At 43.3% G+C, this 19106-nt stretch carries 15 protein-coding genes; 1 reads left to right on the forward strand and 14 read right to left on the reverse strand.

Annotated features, from left to right (window positions below; translation table 11 throughout):
- Window positions 1-277 precede the first annotated feature (277 nt).
- Window positions 278-3457 carry an isoleucine--tRNA ligase gene (gene ileS / locus KP625_RS09090; protein WP_238297420.1) on the reverse strand — a complete coding sequence of 1060 codons (3180 nt, stop codon included), beginning with the start codon at window positions 3455-3457 and terminating at the stop codon, window positions 278-280.
- 337 nt (window positions 3458-3794) lie between these two features.
- Here ileS and KP625_RS09095 point away from each other — a divergent pair, with 337 nt between their 5' ends.
- Window positions 3795-4775 carry a Gfo/Idh/MocA family protein gene (locus tag KP625_RS09095; protein ID WP_238297422.1) on the forward strand — a complete coding sequence of 327 codons (981 nt, stop codon included), beginning with the start codon at window positions 3795-3797 and terminating at the stop codon, window positions 4773-4775.
- Window positions 4776-4853: 78 nt separating this feature from the next.
- On the opposite strand, the gene KP625_RS09100 is transcribed toward KP625_RS09095, so the two are convergent.
- From KP625_RS09100 to KP625_RS09160, 13 genes are all read right to left on the reverse strand, one after another.
- The gene (locus tag KP625_RS09100) at window positions 4854-5675 is read right to left on the reverse strand and encodes a LytTR family transcriptional regulator DNA-binding domain-containing protein (protein ID WP_238297424.1); all 822 of its coding nucleotides are present in this window, start codon (window positions 5673-5675) and stop codon (window positions 4854-4856) included.
- A 63-nt stretch (window positions 5676-5738) separates the two neighbouring features.
- Window positions 5739-6521: a type I 3-dehydroquinate dehydratase gene (aroD, locus tag KP625_RS09105; RefSeq protein ID WP_238297426.1), complete on the reverse strand. Its 783-nt coding sequence runs from the start codon at window positions 6519-6521 to the stop codon at window positions 5739-5741.
- A gap of 24 nt (window positions 6522-6545) precedes the next feature.
- Window positions 6546-9059: a DUF6583 family protein gene (locus KP625_RS09110; protein WP_238297428.1), complete on the reverse strand. Its 2514-nt coding sequence runs from the start codon at window positions 9057-9059 to the stop codon at window positions 6546-6548.
- A gap of 26 nt (window positions 9060-9085) precedes the next feature.
- A complete protein-coding gene (locus KP625_RS09115; protein WP_238297430.1) occupies window positions 9086-10123 on the reverse strand; it encodes a hypothetical protein in 1038 nt (345 codons plus the stop codon).
- A 24-nt stretch (window positions 10124-10147) separates the two neighbouring features.
- Window positions 10148-11215: a butyrate kinase gene (gene buk / locus KP625_RS09120; RefSeq protein WP_238297432.1), complete on the reverse strand. Its 1068-nt coding sequence runs from the start codon at window positions 11213-11215 to the stop codon at window positions 10148-10150.
- Window positions 11216-11450: 235 nt separating this feature from the next.
- Entirely contained in the window at window positions 11451-12368 is a 918-nt protein-coding gene (gene ptb, locus KP625_RS09125) for a phosphate butyryltransferase (RefSeq protein ID WP_216507710.1), read from the reverse strand.
- A gap of 36 nt (window positions 12369-12404) precedes the next feature.
- Window positions 12405-12623, reverse strand: a complete 219-nt coding sequence (locus KP625_RS09130; RefSeq protein WP_177969823.1) for a hypothetical protein — start codon at window positions 12621-12623, stop codon at window positions 12405-12407.
- A 48-nt stretch (window positions 12624-12671) separates the two neighbouring features.
- On the reverse strand, window positions 12672-14009 hold the full coding sequence (locus KP625_RS09135) for an MATE family efflux transporter (protein WP_238297434.1): 1338 nt from the start codon (window positions 14007-14009) through the stop codon (window positions 12672-12674).
- 99 nt (window positions 14010-14108) lie between these two features.
- Window positions 14109-15923, reverse strand: a complete 1815-nt coding sequence (glmS, locus tag KP625_RS09140; RefSeq protein ID WP_238297436.1) for a glutamine--fructose-6-phosphate transaminase (isomerizing) — start codon at window positions 15921-15923, stop codon at window positions 14109-14111.
- Between the two features lie 327 nt (window positions 15924-16250).
- Window positions 16251-16394 carry a cyclic lactone autoinducer peptide gene (locus KP625_RS09145; protein WP_177969820.1) on the reverse strand — a complete coding sequence of 48 codons (144 nt, stop codon included), beginning with the start codon at window positions 16392-16394 and terminating at the stop codon, window positions 16251-16253.
- Window positions 16381-16965, reverse strand: coding sequence for an accessory gene regulator B family protein (locus KP625_RS09150; protein ID WP_238297438.1), 585 nt, complete (start codon window positions 16963-16965; stop codon window positions 16381-16383). Before KP625_RS09150 ends, KP625_RS09145 begins: the two co-directional genes overlap by 14 nt.
- A 102-nt stretch (window positions 16966-17067) precedes the next feature.
- On the reverse strand, window positions 17068-18354 hold the full coding sequence (locus KP625_RS09155; RefSeq protein ID WP_238297440.1) for a GHKL domain-containing protein: 1287 nt from the start codon (window positions 18352-18354) through the stop codon (window positions 17068-17070).
- A complete protein-coding gene (locus tag KP625_RS09160; protein ID WP_238297441.1) occupies window positions 18338-19066 on the reverse strand; it encodes a LytR/AlgR family response regulator transcription factor in 729 nt (242 codons plus the stop codon). Before KP625_RS09160 ends, KP625_RS09155 begins: the two co-directional genes overlap by 17 nt.
- Window positions 19067-19106: the final 40 nt, after the last annotated feature.

Below are 19106 nucleotides of genomic sequence, written 5' to 3' on the forward strand. Positions count from 1 at the left end.
TGCTAATCCTCTCATTACCGTTATCATAGCTTATCCGGCATACACACCATCATCCGGCATGCACTCCAAATCCTCTACGCGATACTCTCCCGTCTCAGACATGTCATCCCGCAGGGCTTTTTGACCCTATCTCATCACATTCAGTGTAGCAGACATAATTACACGATACAATGAAAAATGTATTTTTCGTTACATCTGCCCATGAATGTGTGAATTAACAAAAAATTTTATACAATTTGCTTGCAAATCCTCTGTTTGATTTGCATAACTTTACTTATTATTTACTTACTTCCACGCCGATTGTAACCTTCTCACCGTTGATGTTCCACTCTTTTGAGTTGTCGCAGGTTGCATCCATCACAAACGCATCACCAAGTACAACACGCTTGATCTCATCTGCATTCTTCTCCATAACATCTGCAATCTTCGCATTGCCGGTTACATAAACCTTGATGCGGTCTGTTACCTGGAAGTCAGAATCCTTACGCATCGTCTGGATCTTGGAGATTACCTCACGCACATAGCCTTCCTCTATCAGCTCCGGTGTCAGGGTTGTATCGATAACAACGGTTACATAGTTATCGCCCTCTGTCACATAGCCTTCCATCTTCGCTACATCGATCAGCAGATCTTCCTCTGCCAGTGCGATCTCCGTGTCATCTGCTGTGAATTTGATCACACCGTCTGCCTTAAGCTCATTCATCGCTTTGTTGCCATCGACATTTGCAAGGTATTCCTTGATTGCGTTCAGATGCTTGCCATACTTTGGTCCGACGGTACGAAGCTGTGGCTTGAACGAATATGCGGTAAATGCAGACAGGTCTTCCTTGAACTCTACGTTCTTCACATTCAGCTCGTCACGCAGGATATCTACGAAATAATCATCCAATGTCTTTGCAGCCTTGATATACATATTCGCAATCGGCTGACGGGACTTGATGTTCGCGGTATTTCTTGCGGCACGTCCAAATACAACGACCTTCAGTACTTCATCCATGCTTACTTCAAGCTCCGGATCAATCATGGACTCATTTACCTCCGGGAAGTCGCACAGGTGAATGGATTCCGGCGCATTCTTATCTACGCTTCGAACTAAGTTCTGGTAGATATCCTCTGTCAAAAACGGAATCATCGGTGCTGCGGCCTTGCAGAGTGTTACAAGTGCCGTATACAGCGTCATGTACGCGTTGATCTTATCCTGTGGCATATCCTTTGCCCAGTAACGCTCACGGCAACGTCTGACATACCAGTTACTCATATCATCGACAAACTCAGCGAGTGCCTTAGTTGCCTCCGGAATACGATAATTGCCAAGGTTATCATCTACGGACTTCACCATAGAATTAAGCTTTGACAACAGCCACTTATCCATCACGGACAGCTTGTCATATTCCAATGTGTACTTCGTTGGATCAAACGCATCAATGTTCGCATACAGTACATAAAATGCATACGTATTCCAGAGTGTACCCATGAATTTTCTCTGGCCTTCAACTACTGCATCCTCATGGAAACGGTTTGGAAGCCAAGGTGCGGAATTGCTATAGAAGTACCAGCGGATTGCATCTGCACCATATTTGTTCAGTGCCTCCATCGGATCAACTGCGTTACCCTTAGACTTACTCATCTTCTGTCCGTCCTTATCCTGTACATGTCCAAGCACGATAACGTTCTTGTAAGGTGCCTTGTCAAACAGCAATGTTGAGATCGCCATCAGGGAATAAAACCATCCTCTTGTCTGGTCAACCGCCTCACTGATAAAATCAGCCGGGAAGTTGTCCTCGAAGATGTCCTGATTCTCAAACGGATAGTGCCACTGTGCAAATGGCATCGCACCGGAGTCAAACCAGCAGTCGATAACCTCCGGCACACGCTTCATCTCGCCGCCACAATCCGGACATGTGATTGTTACCGCATCAATGTATGGGCGGTGAAGTTCAATATCATCCGGACAGTTCTTACTCATGGATTTCAGTTCCTCGATCGAACCGATTGCGTGGCGCTTGCCACAAGAGCACTCCCAGATATTCAGTGGAGTTCCCCAGTAACGGTTACGTGACAGCCCCCAGTCCTGAACATTTTCCAGCCATGCGCCGAAACGTCCCTTACCGATACCTTCCGGAATCCAGTTTACAGTGTTATTATTCTTCACCAGTCTGTCCTTCACTGCAGACATCTTGATGAACCATGTATCTCTTGCATAGTAGATAAGCGGTGTGTCACATCTCCAGCAGTGTGGATACTCATGCTCGAACTTCGGAGCATCAAACAGAAGCCCTGCCTTCTCCAGATCAACGAGCACCGGCTTGTCTGCATCCTTTACAAAAAGTCCTGCATAAGGTGTTTCCTTTGTCATCTCACCCTTGCCATCGACAAATTGTACGAATGGAAGGTCGTATTTTCTTCCGACGTTTGCATCATCCTCACCAAATGCCGGTGCGATATGAACGATACCGGTACCGTCGGACATCGTTACATAGGAATCGCATGTAATGTAATGTCCTTTCTGCGGAAGCTTCGCAACATACTCCTTTGTACACTCGAAAAGCGGCTCATAATCCTTGCCCTCTAATTCCTTACCCTTGTAAGTCTCAAGGATTTCATATGCAGGTGTACCCTCTGCAATCTTCTCTTCCTTGACAAGCTTCTCTGCCATGCCGCCAAGTACCTTGTCAAGCAGAGCCTCTGCCATGTAATAAGTGTAGCCGTCTGCTGCCTTTACCTTACAGTAGTTCTCATCCGGATTTACACAGAGTGCCACATTACTTGGAAGTGTCCAAGGTGTTGTCGTCCATGCCAGGAAATACGCATCCTCACCGATCACCTTAAAACGTACCACAGCGGAACGTTCCTTGACTGTCTTATAACCCTGTGCTACCTCGTGTGACGAAAGCGGTGTTCCACAACGTGGACAATAAGGCACGATCTTGAATCCCTTATAGAGAAGTCCGTCATCCCAGATCTTCTTCAATGCCCACCATTCGGACTCGATAAATGTATTGTGATATGTGACATACGGATTATCCATATCTGCCCAGAATCCTACTTTGTTGGAGAATTCTTCCCACATACCTTTGTATTTCCATACGGACTCTTTACATTTGCGGATAAACGGATCTAAGCCATACGCCTCGATCTGCTCCTTGCCATCGATACCAAGCTCTTTCTCGATCTCGAGCTCAACCGGAAGACCGTGTGTGTCCCATCCGGCCTTACGGATAATCTTATGTCCCTTCATTGTCTGATATCGTGGAATCATATCCTTGATAACACGTGTCAGCACATGACCGATGTGCGGCTTGCCGTTTGCCGTTGGAGGGCCGTCATAAAATGTATAGGTCGGCAGGTCTTTTTTCTCTTCGATACTCTTCTCAAAGATTTCGTTCTCTTTCCAGAACTTGAGTACTTTTTCTTCCCGGCTGGTGAAGTCCAGCTTTGTAGAAACCTTTTCGTACATACTTCTATATTTCCTTTCTTATTATGTTTGATTTTCATGCATATCTGTATCTGTCATAAAAATAGATTTTCGTCTGATTCACAGACCTATCCAAGTTTTCAGTATAACGCATAACCCACGAAAATGTCAATAAATCCCTTCTTTCTGTGATGAAACAGTTCAGACTTTCCGTGCTATTGTATCTGTTTTAAAATAACCTTCCCCTTTCCGTTTCTTTTCTTCCACATTTTTTAAAAATAAATGACATATGGACATAATTTTGCTATAATGAATCACACAGTCATTCTACTGTGCTTATATACTTATGTCATTTTATGACACGGAAGGAGTTTCATTTATGATTAATTTTAAAGTTGGAATTATGGGTGCCGGAAGAATCGCCGGAACTATCGCCGATACATTAAATGAATTAGATGCTTTTGAAACCTATGCAATTGCTTCCCGCGACGCGGAGAGAGCCGCCGCATTCAGTAAGGAACATCAGGTCAAAAAGTTTTACGGATCTTATGAAGAGCTTGTACAGGATCCGGATGTGGAACTCATCTATATAGCAACGCCACACTCCAATCATGCAGAGCTTGCCAAGCTTTGTCTGAATGCCGGGAAACCTGTTCTTGTTGAGAAAGCATTTTCTTATGACGCAAAGTCAACAGAAGAAGTGCTGAAACTCTCTGAAGAAAAGGGTATCTTCTGTGGAGAAGCCATGTGGATCCGTTTCATGCCGATGTACCGGCTGATGACAGAATATATCCAAAAGGGCGCGATCGGTCATGTAACCAATATCACTTGTTCGCTTGGTTATTATCTGTTAAAAGACAAACGTGTAACCAGTCCGGAGCTTGCCGGAGGCGCTTTGCTTGATCTCGGCGTATATCCTTTGAATCTGATTTCTATGTTCTATGGGCCGGACTCTCCAATGGTTGGTTCTACCTGTGCCAAGCTTGACACCGGTGTAGATGCCCAGGAAACATTGCAGTTCGCATATAAGGGTGGCAAATGTGCAAATGCATTTGTTACTTTGATGTATCAACCGGACAACAATGCAAAGATCTACGGTGACCGCGGTTACATTGAGATCGACAATATCAATTGCCCGGAGACATTCCGCATCTATACATCCAACCATAATCTGGTTTTGGAGACAAAGAAACCGGAGCGCCAGACAACCGGTTATGAGTTTGAATTTATTGCTGCCAGAGATGCTATTATTCAGGGAAGAACTGAATGTCCAGAAATGCCGCATTCCGAGACGCTTCGTATTATGCAGATTTGTGATTCATTGCGCCAGACCTGGCAGATCAAATTCCCAATGGAATAAACACATATATTTAAAAGCCGGATAGATATAGGTTCATCATTCCAGAACCCTATCTATAATCCGGCTTTTATTTTATCTTTATTCACCTATTGTTCTTTCCAGTTTTCTCTGCTTTCTCTGCCATTGTTCCTGAATCGTTGGAAAATGTGCATGCACAGATTTTATAAACGTCGTTCCAATTGATAACTGATCCAGATTTCGCATTGTAATCACACGGTTTGTATAATCTATATTGCGCACATAGTTCGCATTGATAATCCCACTTCTGGAGCATTGCAGAAAATACCACACATCCGCTGCATCCAACAGTTTCTGTAATGTAATATACCGAGTAAAATATTTTTTGCCATTATAAAGACATACTTCCATTTCCCGATTAACAGCCTGAATATGACTGATATGCCGACATTTGACCGGATATAAGACATTTTCGTTCTGAAAATACAACATATGTCCTTCAAGCTTATCCCGGTGTATCGCCACTTTTCCTGCACTTCGTCTGTGTTCAAGCTCCCACACTGCGGCCTCCAGAGAATGTTCTAATCGATTTGCCACAGTCAAAGGATCAATGACTTCTCTGCATTTCAGATTGTGTCTACAATAGTGACTTGGATCCTCCACATCCGTGATCAGTATAATCGGGGTATATTGATATCGTTTTAATTTTCGGGCAGATTCTATAAACCGATATGCCTCCGCCATATTCTGTGGATATTGTTCCGCAGAGGGTCCACACACCATAACGTCAATATTGTTCTCTACGATAATTTTGTATGCCGCTACATAATTATCCACATATTTTACATGATACTCAAATAGAACCTCTTGAATGACGCTGTAACAACCACTCCATATGTGTTCATCCCCCACAACAAATAATACAATTTTCTTCTCCCTCACAAATTTCTCCTCCATAAATTAAGACAGAAAAACATATCCCCTTGTCTTCCTGTCCTTTGTCTTCTAGTTACAATATTTTTCTACCAATGTCAGTGCTTCATCCATCTTCTCCACCGGTATCTGTCCCGGTGCGGATGCCTCCGCAAAGCTGGCAAATGTAATCGCACTGCCAAACACCTGACCACTGATCCGGCTGATCGCTCCCATCTTACCCATAGACATCGCAACGACCGGAACTTCCGCATAAGCCTCCTGCATCATAGCGGTGGCAGCAAGCAGATTTACGACCTGCATTTTATTCTCCGGCATAACTGCGATTTTGACAACATCTGCGCCTAAATCCTGCATACTGCGCAACCGATTTACAATCACTGAAGCATCCGGCGTTGTGTGAAAATCATGATTCGACATAATAATCTTCACACCTTTTTCTTTCGCCCGCTTAATCAGGGAAGACGCCTGATCGGTTCCAGAGAAAAGCTCAATATCAACCATGTCTGCAATTGCAGCTTCTATTACATGCCGATTGATCTCGTAAACTGTCGGTGACGAGAAAACAAGCGGCTGTCCGCCTTCCGCCTCACTTCGGATTGTGAAAAGCAATACTTTCTCCGGCAAAGCCTCTGCTACATCCCGCAGCAGCCGATCCAGTTGTTCATAGTCTGACAAAAAATCCAGATAATCGCCACGAAGCTCTACCATATCAATGGCAGAGCTTCTCTGTGACTGCTTTATCTGATTCGCCTGTATCAGAATTTCTTCTGCCGTTTTACCGACGAGTGGAACGCAGATCTTCGGTCTGTCAAAACCGATGATGCAGCGTTTTATTTTACAATAACGAATCATAGTTTTTCCTCTATTGGTTTTGTTCTAATTCATCTTCTCATAATACTGTGAAGACAGTGCCTGAAGCAAATCATCCACAGAATAATCATCGTCATCAAGATAAATACAGGCACTTATCATCATGTATACACCCGGTTCTACTTCCATAACAGCTGTTATATTCTGACAATTCATATCAAAAGCAACATAAGTCTGTATATTATAGAGAACCTCTTTTCCGTCCACCGTTGCTGTCTGGTTCGTCTGTGTCTCTGTAATCTCATAGCTGTCTATATTTGCGAGATCGTAATATATCATATCCAGAGCAGCCTGTGCATCACTTGCATTCTCTATGTTGTAAGAAAGGGATGAATATTCACTTGTAGAGAATGTAACCGAATATCCGTTAGAATCCGCATAATCAAAATCAAAGCCAGGAATACATCCTTTAATCTTGTATTTACACGCCTCATCTAATGTCTGTACATATGCATTATCCAGTGTTACAGTATCCTGGCTAATATCCTGATCATCGATGTACGCATCCCCATCTGTTGCAATCTCTTCTTCCTCTGCAGAGTCAAACAGATCTGAACTCGTACCAAGCAGACCACTGATCGTATTCCACAGATTCATAAATTGAGAATTATCCTGCAGATTCTGCAGCCATGCAGTCATCAACGGCTCGCTTTCATCCGCAAAAGTACGCATATCTTCCTCTGTCATAGTTGAAAGATCATATACCTTCTTGCTGTCATCCTTCTTCGCAACGGTTGTATTGTTTGTATCTATCTTAATCTCAAAATCACCATTACATATTGTCTGATTTGCAGCTTTTACTTCATAGGAATCAATCACCATAGTATAACCAACACCCTTATTGATATCCTTGATTGCTCCCTTGTAGTTGAGCACATATGTATCTGCACCAATAATATTTGCACTGATTGTATTATCAAAAGTATTATCTGCCTTATTATAATTCTTCTGCCAATCTACAGACAGATAAGAATCAGCGGAAATCTTAAATGTACTTGTTACATTATCTCCGGACTCTACAATGTCTTTTGTGAAGTTCACGTCAATCTCTTTATCTCCATAAAAAGCTGTCACACTACCATTCACATTCTTACCAATATCATGTGCTTCAAACTTGATACCGGCAGAAGTTCCTGATACATCAAAGCTCAAGTTTCCAGACAGATCCTTGTCGCCGGCATCCAGCCAGAAATCATAATCGACCTTCAGAACACCCATCAGATTCACCTGATCTTTACATGTGATTTTGACTGCTCTCTTGCCTTTTATGTAGACCTTTACCTGCAGATCATCTTTGATAATGCTTGGAACCATGGCCTTCAACTGTTCCATAGTATACTCATAATCCGATGCACTCATACCCATCTGATCAAGTGTATCCTCCGATTCTGTTACAACCTCTGTGAGTCCGTCAATCGCAGATATACATGCGTCCTGCAGATCTTCCTTTGACCATGTCACATAATATTCTTTGGCGGTTACTGTTTCACCATTCACAGTAATCTTTGCTTTTCCCTGCTTCTCAAATTCCGCAGCATCCCACACAGTCTCAAGCGCATCAACATATCCGCTTGCAACCGTGGAATCACTCGAGCTTGAAGCAAACATATTTGCACTCATTCCGGAAAATGCAGAAGCATCCAGTCCCATAGACTGTCCAATTGGAGAATTTGCGATTGCTCCCATCGGATCATCAGTCGGACACTGAAGATATCCCTCCAGAATATTCGGCACACCAATCGTCATTGTATCTTCATCTGTAAATAATTCGTATGCATATATGTCTTCCCCGCCAACTGTGATTGATCCATTGGCAGATGATTCTTTATTTTTCTGATCTGTCACCTGATTATGTGTCCATCCAAGTGTATATGCATTTTCACCCTCACCCGCGCTCATCGAAGCCGTAAATGAGGAAGTTCCGCCATTTTCCTGTAAGGCTTTCATAATCTCATCCGTGTCAACAACATCATCCCGCGTATCATTTGAGCTGTACGAAGAAAATGTCTCTTCAATCGCATCTAATACAACTTCTTTATCCGACTTGAAAAGCTTCGGAAGAAAAATCACGCCACATACTACAAGTGCGACTGCTGCCACTCCACCGCCGATAATGCCGGCAAGCTTTCCTTTTGTCATCGGTTTTTTCGACTTCTTCGGTTTCTTGCCTTCCGGCTGCACTGGCTGCTGTCCGTAATATCCTGTCATATCCGGCTGTCCCGGCTGCTGTCCGTAATATCCTGTCATATCCGGCTGTCCCGGCTGCTGTCCGTAATATCCTGTCATATCCGGCTGCACCGGCTGCTGTCCGTAATATCCTGTCATATCCGGCTGTCCCGGCTGCGGGTTCGTATATCCAGTCATATCCGGCTGCACCGACTGCTGCGGGTTTGTATATCCCGTCATATCCGGCTGCACCGGTTGCTGCGGGTTCGTATATCCCGTCATATCCGGCTGCACCGGCTGCTGCGGGTTTGTATACCCTGTCATATTTGGCTGCTGTGTGTTATTCTCGTCCATTTCATCCCTCCTGATTTACTCACTCTTTAATTATAAGCAGACTTTCTTTCCATACATACACTCACGATTGCAAGTACAATACCAAGCATCAAAGCAACTGCACCAATCCCCATAATTGAGAAGAAATGTCTCGAGCAAACCATTAGCCAGATTAAACTTCCCAGAGAAACACCTGCACACACAAGTTTTGGTATCTTCATATTTGCAACACTGAATACGAACAATGCAATTCCCGATACGAGAAGCAGCCACGGGGTCACCGCAAGTGCGACCTTTCCTTTTAACAAAAGATGTGCTGTACCGAACACTTCTTTCTCCGTGCTCTTCCTGATCGGGGCTCCGATCTCGTCCTCTAAATCATCCATTGCACTACTATTTTCTGCTGTCTTCAATGCTGCAGCAATTGAATCGGTTGACATTACATATCCGTAAGAGTATCCATATAATTGGGATGCTAATACACTGACACTATGATCGATTGTGTTACTGAGCTTTGCCATCTCAAACAATGTCAATCCATCTGCTGCCTTTACTTTCAAAACTACATCATCATCTGCAATCGTCTGTTTCATATGAACAGATGCAAAGTTCATAAAAGGCATCATGATCAACAACATAGCACCAATGATTCCGAGCAGACAATGCAGACTGATTCCCATTCTTTTTGCATTTCCGGTAAACTGTGTTTTCACATTTTTAACGCTGTCTGCAAAGCTTTTTCTTGGTTGCGACTGACCATACGCATACGGCTGACCATACCCCTGTTGTGAATATGGCTGGTTATAGCCTTGCTGTTGATATGGTTGTGCATACCCTTGCTGGTATTGTGCACCATACGCTTGCTGATATGATTGTTCTGCATACCCCTGCTGTCCATACGCCTGACTGAAAGATGCCTGCTGTCCTGCGTCATATCCACCTGGTTGCTGCATCTGTCCCTGTTGTACCTGATTGTATGCATCATATACCTGCTGATTATTCGCCGGCTGTGCATTCATCGGCTGATCTGGCATATAAAACTGTGGCTGCTGATTCGCATACACCGTCTTGTCATCGTTTTCCATATAAGTCCTCCCTCTTTATTAGACTTAATATATCTTTGCTTCTTCCTCTCCATTTAATACACGAAGTGCGCCCTGTGCCAGAGCAAGAAGCTCATCCTCGCCACCATATACGGTAACAGGCGCGATAAACTGTACTCTCTTTGTGATCTCTTCTGTTGCATACTTACCATATGCGATACCGCCTGTCAGGATAATCTGATCTACCTTACCGGAGAGAACCGCTGCCTGAGCTCCGATATCCTTCGATACCTGATATAAGAATGCATCGAATACAAGCTGTGCATGCTCATCGCCATTCTTTGCCATAGCCTCGATATCTCTTGCATCGTTTGAACCACAATAAGCATTGAAGCCTGCCTTACCAACAAGCTGCTTAATCATTTCTTTCTCTGTGTACTTTCCTGAATAGCACAGACGAACCAGTTCACCGTTTGGAACACCGCCGGCACGCTCCGGTGAAAATGCTCCATCGCCATCCAATGCATTAAATACATCGACTACCTTACCTCCTGTATGGGCACCAACAGAAACACCGCCACCCATATGAACAACGATCAGGTTTAAATCTTCATACTTCTTACCAACTTCCTTTGCATAACGCTTTGCAACTGCCTTCTGGTTTAATGCATGGAAAATACTTGTTCTAGGAAGCTCCGGATGTCCGGAAAGTCTTGCAACATCCTGTAATTCGTCAACAACAACCGGATCAACGATATAAGCCGGGATTCCAAGCTCATCAGCGAAATCCTTTGCCAGAATACCACCGAGGTTTGATGCATGCTCGCCACGCTTTGCCTCTACTAAGTCCTTTACCAGCTCATCTGTAACTGTGTATGTACCACCCGGAATTGGCTTAAGCAGACCACCACGGCCTACAACAACATCCAGTGTCTTAATATCGAAATTATTCTCTGCTAAAACCTTAGCGATAACATCCTTACGGAAGTCCTTCTGTGCAACGATCGAATCGAACTGTGCAATCTCCTCAGTCGAGTGACGCAGTGTCTCCTCGAACAACAATGTCTCATCCTCAAATACACCAATCTTAGTGGATGTAGAACCCGGATTGATGATCAATGACTTATAACTCATTTTATTATCCTCCTTTATATGTATGCTAATGTGCAATATATGTATATCGGTTGGACATACGGAACTATTCTACGCAGACGCGCTCTCGCTCGGTTCATCACGCAGTGGTACTAAATTCGCGACAAAAACAGTCGCTCATTAAGTGCCAGCGTGCTTCAACGGTCTGCTTAAGAATCAGTTCCGTATGTCCAACCATATCTGCTATATCTTTCTGCACATTTGAATGTGCTTGTAATTACTGGTTCTTCTTTAAGTTCTCAGCTACGATCGCTGCAAGGGCAATCGAATTAACCTTTGTCTCAAATGTATCGGAACGGGATGTCAGGATAACCGGTGCCTTTGTACCTGTTAAGATACAGCCATTCTTAACCTTTGCTGTGTGAACCAGTGTCTTGTATGTGATATTACCTGCATGAATGTCTGGGAACAATAAGATATCTGCATCACCGACAATCTTACGGTTTGTTGCTCCCTTATGCTTTGCAGCTTCCGGATCAATCGCAAGATCCATAGAAAGCGGTCCGTCCACGATACAGCCTGTGATCTTACCCTCCTCGTTCATCTTTGTAAGCTCAGCTGCGTCTACTGTAACAGGCATCTTCGGATTTACTACCTCTACGGCTGCAAGCGGAGCTACCTTTGGACACTCGATACCGCACGCATGTGCAACTGCAACTGTATTGCTGATGATATCTACCTTGTCCTCCAATGTTGGGTATGGAATAAATGCAACGTCGGTCAGGAAGAACATCTTCTCGAAGCCTTCAATCTCAAACAAACATACATGTGACAAAGCCTTACCAGTTCTAAGTCCCACTTCCTTATTGAGTACACTCTTCAAGAATCCCTTTGTGTCAATGAGACCCTTCATGTACATATCTGCCTCTCCATCATGTACAAGCTTTACTGCTGTAAGAGCTGCTTCTGTCGGATCCTTCACGTCAATAATCTCAAAGCCCTCTAAACTCATATCCATGCTTGCAGCGATTTCCTTGATCTTATCAGCATCTCCGACCAGAATCGCATCTGCGATATCCTTGTCCTTCGCTGCCTTTACTGCCTCAAGAACTGCATCATCCTGTGCAACTGCAACGGCAAGCTTCTTCTTGCTGCATGATTTGATCTGCTCAAGTAATCCTTCAAAATTCTTCATTGTTTTGTTCTCTTCCTTTCCTCTTCCATCCTCTTTTTATGAGTCTTTGTTGTTTTTTACGTCCAAGATTGCTGAAACGGTGCACAATGCGATTGCCACGAATCCCATAGCGCGATCGATATGCTTACTCATCTGCCTTCTTCGTTTTTCCTTAAGCTTTCTCTCTTTGCGCGACATACGCTTCGCCGGTTCCCTGTGAAGCGTTTTCGCCGGCTTTGCCTTCTTCGGTTTTTTCGGAGTCTTCAGTCTTGACATCGTTTTCACCTTCTTTGACGTTATTATAATCTTTAAAATTATACCATTTTAAGCGGATTTTCGCAACATCTGTTCTGGCGGCTTCGCGAAATAAGCCACAGTCAGCAGAATCGTCATACAGACCCAGCTGATTGGTTCCGTAAGTGCCACGCCGAAATAAGCAAGTCTCGGCACCAGAATCGTTGCAGAAAGTACCTTGATTGTCATCTCTACAACACTCGAGCACACCGGTATTACCTTCCGCCCCATCCCCTGCAGACTGCACCGCAGGATAAATAGTGGTCCAAGCACATAGAAAAATACAATACTGATCCGGGAATACATCACCGCAGAGTCTACAATTGTCGCATTATCGGTAGACGCAAGCCATGTAAATACCGGCCTGCCAAATGCAAAGCAGATAATTACAAGTACCGTTGTTATTCCCGTTGCCATAACAACGGCATGACGAATCCCTCTGCGAATACGTGCCGGTTCTCCAGCACCCATATTCTGACTTACAAAGGTTGTCATTGCATTTCCCAGACAATAAAGTGATACCGTAAATATATCAAACACTTTTCTTGCCGCGGTATGTGCCGCAACAATCGCTGTTCCAAGTTCGTTAATTGCACTCTGCAGCACAATCGTTCCGAAATTCACGACAAGTGACATAAATCCCATCGCAAGCCCCGTCGTAAGGAGCTCACTGTACTGCCCTTCCACCGGTTTCCACTCGTCCTTCTCCGGTATGATATCCCGGAACTTAAGCAGGATATACCCAAGACAAAGCACCGCAGAAAGTGCCTGCGAGATGATTGTTGCCCATGCAGCGCCCTGGATTCCCATATGAAATCCATTTACAAACAGCAGGTCCAGTCCGATATTGACGAACACGGAGATAATCAGACAATAAAGAGGCGTCCGGCTGTCACCAACCGCGCGCAGTACATTTGCACACATATTATAAACAGACACAAATATGATGCCATATAAAATGATACGCACATACGCAAGTGCCGGGTTCATAATATCTTCCGGTGTTGCCAGAAGTTTCAGGATCGCAGGAATCAAAAGCAAGATTAACACGGTAAGCACAACTGCACCAGCCAGCGTCAATAACACAGTACCGGCCACCATGCGCCGCATACGTTTATAATCCTTTCCTCCGAAACTATTTGCAATCGGAATCGCAAATCCAAGTGTCAGGGAATTCAAAAATCCGATTAAAGTGTTCGATACAACACTTGTGGCACCAACGGCTGCAAATGCTTCGGTGCCAACAAATGTACTTACTATCTTACTGTCTGCTATATTATATAATTGTTGGAATATGCTGCCAAATATCATCGGTATGGCAAATAAAATAATCACCTTTGCCGGGTAGCCTTTTGTCAGATCTTTCATCCTATTTTTTCATTCCTTACAATATAAAAATTCTTTAGTATAAGCACAACACCCCATTCTGCACAAAAGCATGAATGGGGGTTGTATATCTTACATTAATTACTCAACTGTAACGGATTTTGCCAGATTTCTCGGTTTATCCACATCCAATCCCTTTGCTTCGGATGTATAATATGCAACCAACTGCAATACAACCGCCGTTGCAAAGGATGTAAATTCGCTATCCATCTTCGGAAGTCGGATATGCTGGTCACAGATACTTGGATCATTCACTTCCTCATCCATGCTGACAAGCACAACATACGCACCTCTAGCCTTTACCTCACGGATATTGGAAATGACTTTCGCGTAGACATCCTCCTGCGTTGCCAGTGCAATAACCGGAACATTTTCAGAAATTAACGCAATTGTTCCATGTTTGAGTTCTCCTGCCGCATATGCTTCTGCATGCACGTAAGAGATTTCCTTTAACTTCAGTGCCGCTTCTAAGCTCATCGTGTAGTCCAGACCTCTTCCGATATAGAACGTGTCTGTTGCAAACTTGATATGATCCGCCACGCGCTTGATATCATCGGCGCATTTCAAAGTTTCCTCTACGATATTTGATGCATTTGTAAGCTTTGTCATGAAACGTTTTGCATCATGCTCTGTGATAAGTTCCTTCACCAGTCCGATCCGGCATGCAATCAGATACATCGCTGCCACCTGTACCGTATATGCCTTCGTCGATGCAACTGCAATCTCCGGACCTGCATGTGTATATAAAACATAATCGCTCTCTCTTGCAATCGTGCTTCCCTTTACATTGACGATAGAAAGCACCTTGGAGCCACGATTTTTCGCAAGCTTCAACGCCTCTAATGTATCGATCGTCTCCCCCGACTGGGAAAGTACGATTGTCAAAGTCTCCTCATCGATAATCGGATCTTTATACCGGAACTCGGAAGCACAATCTACATGCACCGGAATCCTGAGTTTCTTCTCAATCAGATGCTTTCCAACCATACCTGCATGCATTGCTGTACCACAGGCCACAATAGAAATACGCTTGCAATTCTTAAATATCGCATCATCAATTCCGTCTTCCGTAAAATCAGGAAGCTCTTCGTTGATACGTGGTGCAATCGTGTTGCGGATTGCGTCCGGCTGCTCATAGATCTCCTTGAGCATGAAAAATGGGTACCCGCCCTTCTGCGCACTTGTGATATCCCAGTTTACAGTCAGCATCTGCGGCGTTACTTTATTCCCTTTCAAATCCTGAATCTCGATACCATCCTTCTTCAGTGTCAAAATGTGATACTCCGGTACTACGAAATATTCCTTTGAAAACTCGATTAATGCGGTCAGATCGGAAGCAATGACCGAACCTCTCTCACAGGACGTAGCAACCATCGGACTGACGTTCCGGATCGCATAAATCGTATCCGGGATATCCTGGAACATAATACAAAGTGCAAACGCACCGGACAGTACCTTCACCGTCTTCTTGATTGCCTTGACCGGATCACCCTCGTAGAACTTGTTCATAAGTGCTGCAACAACCTCAGAATCTGTCTCTGATACGAGCTGGTCTGCAAGTCCGTACTCTGTCACGATCTGACGGTAATTCTCGATAATACCATTGTGTATAAGTACAACCTTTCCGACACGGTGTGGGTGTGCATTCACGTCCGTTACCCCACCATGAGTTGCCCATCTTGTATGACCGATTCCGCAGGTAGCAGGCATTTTCTCTGCTGCACAGAGCTTCCGTAACTCCTCTACCTTTCCGGTACGCTTGCGCACCTGAATCTGATCGTTCGACAATAGTGCTAATCCTGCGCTGTCATATCCCCGGTACTCTAACCGTTCCAAGCCGCCGATGATAATATCCTTCGCTGGTTCATTCCCCGTAAAACCAATAATTCCACACATAATATCTACCTCTATTCTATTTTTAATTTTCTATGATTCCATCACTGATTACAGAACTTTGTTTTGCAGTTACCCGCATATTTTTTTCTGTATACGCACTCAGTCGGTGCGGAAACGCATCCGCCGAATCTTTCGATCACGTTTCTCCTCGTCATCCCAAGTTTATTCCGTCCACCCGGGACCAGGCGCTAAGGTTCTTACCTTTCGAGTTCTGTGTCCTCCTTTTCTACACAGTTGCCTTATTCTATCATACAGATTTTTAAAATGCAAACAAAAAGACAGGGCACATTGATATGATATGATGCCCTGTCCTTACTGTATCTTACACTACTTTGTTATCTCTTTCATCAGAAGGGTCCGTGCACTTGCAGGCTCCTTTACCTGATGTGCATGCCATACAGATGCACTGTTCACTGTCTTCTTTGCAGTGTTGTAACCGATCTTTGCGATAAGCTTCTCAATCTTCTTCATACCTTGTTCCTACCTTTCTTTTTCCTAAGATTGCCAACACTGCTACAAATGTAACGGTTCCGATATACACAGTGCCAGCAAACACACATGATCTCCCAAGAAATGCGAACAATGAGCATATACCTAACAATAAGAATCCTTTTTTCTTATTACGTCTTTTCTGCTGTACGGTCAAAGGTTTATTTGCATGTGCAACCGGTCCAAGCATTGCAAATACACACGCATCCAAAACCAACACCCCCCAGAGTATCACCGGAATCTCAGTCCATGCACTTACATTCTTCGTAAGCACCATCACCAGCATCCATCCACCATAACTGATAAGCAGACATAACAGGGATGTGTCGGCATGATACCCTCCAAAGCAGCTTCGAAACAAATGAAAGAATAATAAAAACAGTGTCGTCTCCATAATTGTTCCGGATACAACAGCTAATAATAAAAATCCAAGCACCTGAACAAACTGTTCAAGAATAACCGCATATCCGTATACATAAATCTCTGACTCTTCTTTTTTTATTACTCCCCGCCGCAATAAAAAATCCGTTATTGCATATGCAAGACGCTCCATGGAATTCCTCCTTGTTCTCATCTCTTGACCTAACAATAACGGATTTATGAATTTTTTCAAGACATTTGGCATACTTGGTCATTTAAACGGCACACTTTTTCATTATACGACAATATTTGATATAAAAAAGCCATTTTTTTCTTCTTCGTAGAAAGTTCCTTCCATATCTCGAATCAGTTTTTTCACGCTCTTTCTCCCAAGTCCATGGATGCTTGCATCCGCTTTTTTCGTACGAAGTTCCGGATTTTCCTCCATAACAGAATGACTGATCCGGTTTCGAACTGTAACCAACAGCAAGCCGACCTTCTCATATATCTGAAGCTCAATCAGTTTTTCTTCTTCCTGTTCTTCAGCTTCAATTGCATTTTCCAGAAGATTCAGCAATGCGATGGCAAATTCCATCTGTCCCTCCGGCAGATGTGCACTCACCTCCACATGAAACGGAATATTTTTCTGTCTGCAAATGCTGTCACAATGATTAAGCACAGCATCTAAAATCTCATCACCGGTCATATAGACGCCCTCTGCCTTAAGCTTCGTATTCAACACTTCTTCTACATATCTCCGAGCATCTTCTGTCTTCCCGGAAGCAAGCAATTCCTGAAACAATGTAAAATAATGTCTCAAATTATGCCGAAGGATCTTATTTTTCTCCTGGAGCTGCAGCATCCGTTCCATGCTCTCCTTCTGTTCCTCCTGTGACATCCGAAGCAATTGGTTTTCCATCAACAATTTCTGATTCTTACTGATCTGAAACGTTGCGATATATACAAATATATTGATCATCACAATTCCGAGCATAGCAATCCCAATAGCTGCTTTTCCGCTCTTATCAAGATAATTATAATCCAACATCAGATCCAGAATGAATCCAATCACAATACTAATGACAAAAACGACAACATTCATTATAAGCATGGACGAATTAAGCTGTACTTTCTTCAGTACAAACACCACAATTGCAGAAAGCAGCAAAACCAGAAGCTTAATTCCTATCAGATAATGTATCTTCTGTTCCTGACTCATCTGCCAGATATCCTGGCTGCTGTTCTGATTAAACATCCGGTATAGCGTTGCATATCCAATCTCGCAGAACATAAATAATACATTCCATATTGCGACCGTCAATATTTTCTGGGACAACTTTCCGTTTAAACAGATTAACGCATATACGAATCCCAACCCGATATAGATACAGATATTTGCGGGGCTATCCAAAAATATCGTTTGCAGCAGACAATTCGCTATGCATAGCACAAATCCGATTCCCAAATTTCCCCATACCGGCAGTTTCTTTTTTTTCCCCAGCATAATGGTTAAAAAGACGCCCGCCAAAAAAGCATCCACTATATTTGCACTATTTTCCACCACATCAAACTGACTGCCCATACCAAATTCGCTCCAATAAAATCTTATAGTTTTTCATTAACTCCTCTTTGTAACTGCTTCCAATTGGTATGCATGTACCATTTTCCATATACAATTCTTTTTTGTCTATTCTCTTTATAAACCGTATATTTACCAAATGTGCCACATGTACCCGTAAAAAACCGTACTCCCACAACTCTCTTGTACATTTTGACATGCTGCCCCTTGTCTCAATATCCTCATTTATCATATGAAAGATAAGCTGATGTTTTACGACCTCTATAAACATGATTTCTTCAACCGAAACTTTCATGGTCTCATTTTTTCCTTTTTCAATCAAGAACTGACCATCTATCATCATCTGCTGCATAAGGTCCATCATCGCAGCATTAATCTTCTCCGGATCTTTTTTCGGTATAAATCGAAATGGTTTATATTTCAACATATCATATATCCGTTCATCCCGGTTCGAATAAAATATAATCTTAATCGACGGATACCGATCACTTAATTCCCTTGCTATCGCTTCCCCAGAAATATATGGCATATCAATATCCAAAAAAACGACATCCAAATCATGCTTGTCTGCTACTGTCATAACCTCCTGCGATGTCTTTACGTTGCAAAGCATATATATATTCAGCTCTACATATTGTTCTTTTCCAAACTGTTCTATCCTGCGCTTTGCATTCTGCAAATCCCGCTTATTGTCATCACATACCAGTATATTCATTCTATTTCTCCTTGCTTATTTTTTTCTTCCCCATTATAGT

The organism is Eubacterium sp. MSJ-33 (assembly GCF_022174665.1).
Lineage (GTDB): Bacteria > Bacillota > Clostridia > Lachnospirales > Lachnospiraceae > Coprococcus_C.

Coding starts and splice junctions, on each gene's coding strand:
- KP625_RS09145 (WP_177969820.1), bottom strand. CDS start 16,394: ATGAAGAAGATTGAGAAGCTTATCGCAAAGATCGGTTACAACACTGCA.
- KP625_RS09135 (WP_238297434.1), bottom strand. CDS start 14,009: ATGAAAGATCTGACAAAAGGCTACCCGGCAAAGGTGATTATTTTATTT.
- buk (WP_238297432.1), bottom strand. CDS start 11,215: ATGAGTTATAAGTCATTGATCATCAATCCGGGTTCTACATCCACTAAG.
- KP625_RS09110 (WP_238297428.1), bottom strand. CDS start 9,059: ATGGACGAGAATAACACACAGCAGCCAAATATGACAGGGTATACAAAC.
- aroD (WP_238297426.1), bottom strand. CDS start 6,521: ATGATTCGTTATTGTAAAATAAAACGCTGCATCATCGGTTTTGACAGA.
- KP625_RS09095 (WP_238297422.1), top strand. CDS start 3,795: ATGATTAATTTTAAAGTTGGAATTATGGGTGCCGGAAGAATCGCCGGA.
- KP625_RS09160 (WP_238297441.1), bottom strand. CDS start 19,066: ATGAATATACTGGTATGTGATGACAATAAGCGGGATTTGCAGAATGCA.
- KP625_RS09155 (WP_238297440.1), bottom strand. CDS start 18,354: ATGGGCAGTCAGTTTGATGTGGTGGAAAATAGTGCAAATATAGTGGAT.
- glmS (WP_238297436.1), bottom strand. CDS start 15,923: ATGTGTGGAATTATTGGTTTTACGGGGAATGAACCAGCGAAGGATATT.
- ileS (WP_238297420.1), bottom strand. CDS start 3,457: ATGTACGAAAAGGTTTCTACAAAGCTGGACTTCACCAGCCGGGAAGAA.
- KP625_RS09150 (WP_238297438.1), bottom strand. CDS start 16,965: ATGGAGCGTCTTGCATATGCAATAACGGATTTTTTATTGCGGCGGGGA.
- KP625_RS09130 (WP_177969823.1), bottom strand. CDS start 12,623: ATGTCAAGACTGAAGACTCCGAAAAAACCGAAGAAGGCAAAGCCGGCG.
- KP625_RS09115 (WP_238297430.1), bottom strand. CDS start 10,123: ATGGAAAACGATGACAAGACGGTGTATGCGAATCAGCAGCCACAGTTT.
- ptb (WP_216507710.1), bottom strand. CDS start 12,368: ATGAAGAATTTTGAAGGATTACTTGAGCAGATCAAATCATGCAGCAAG.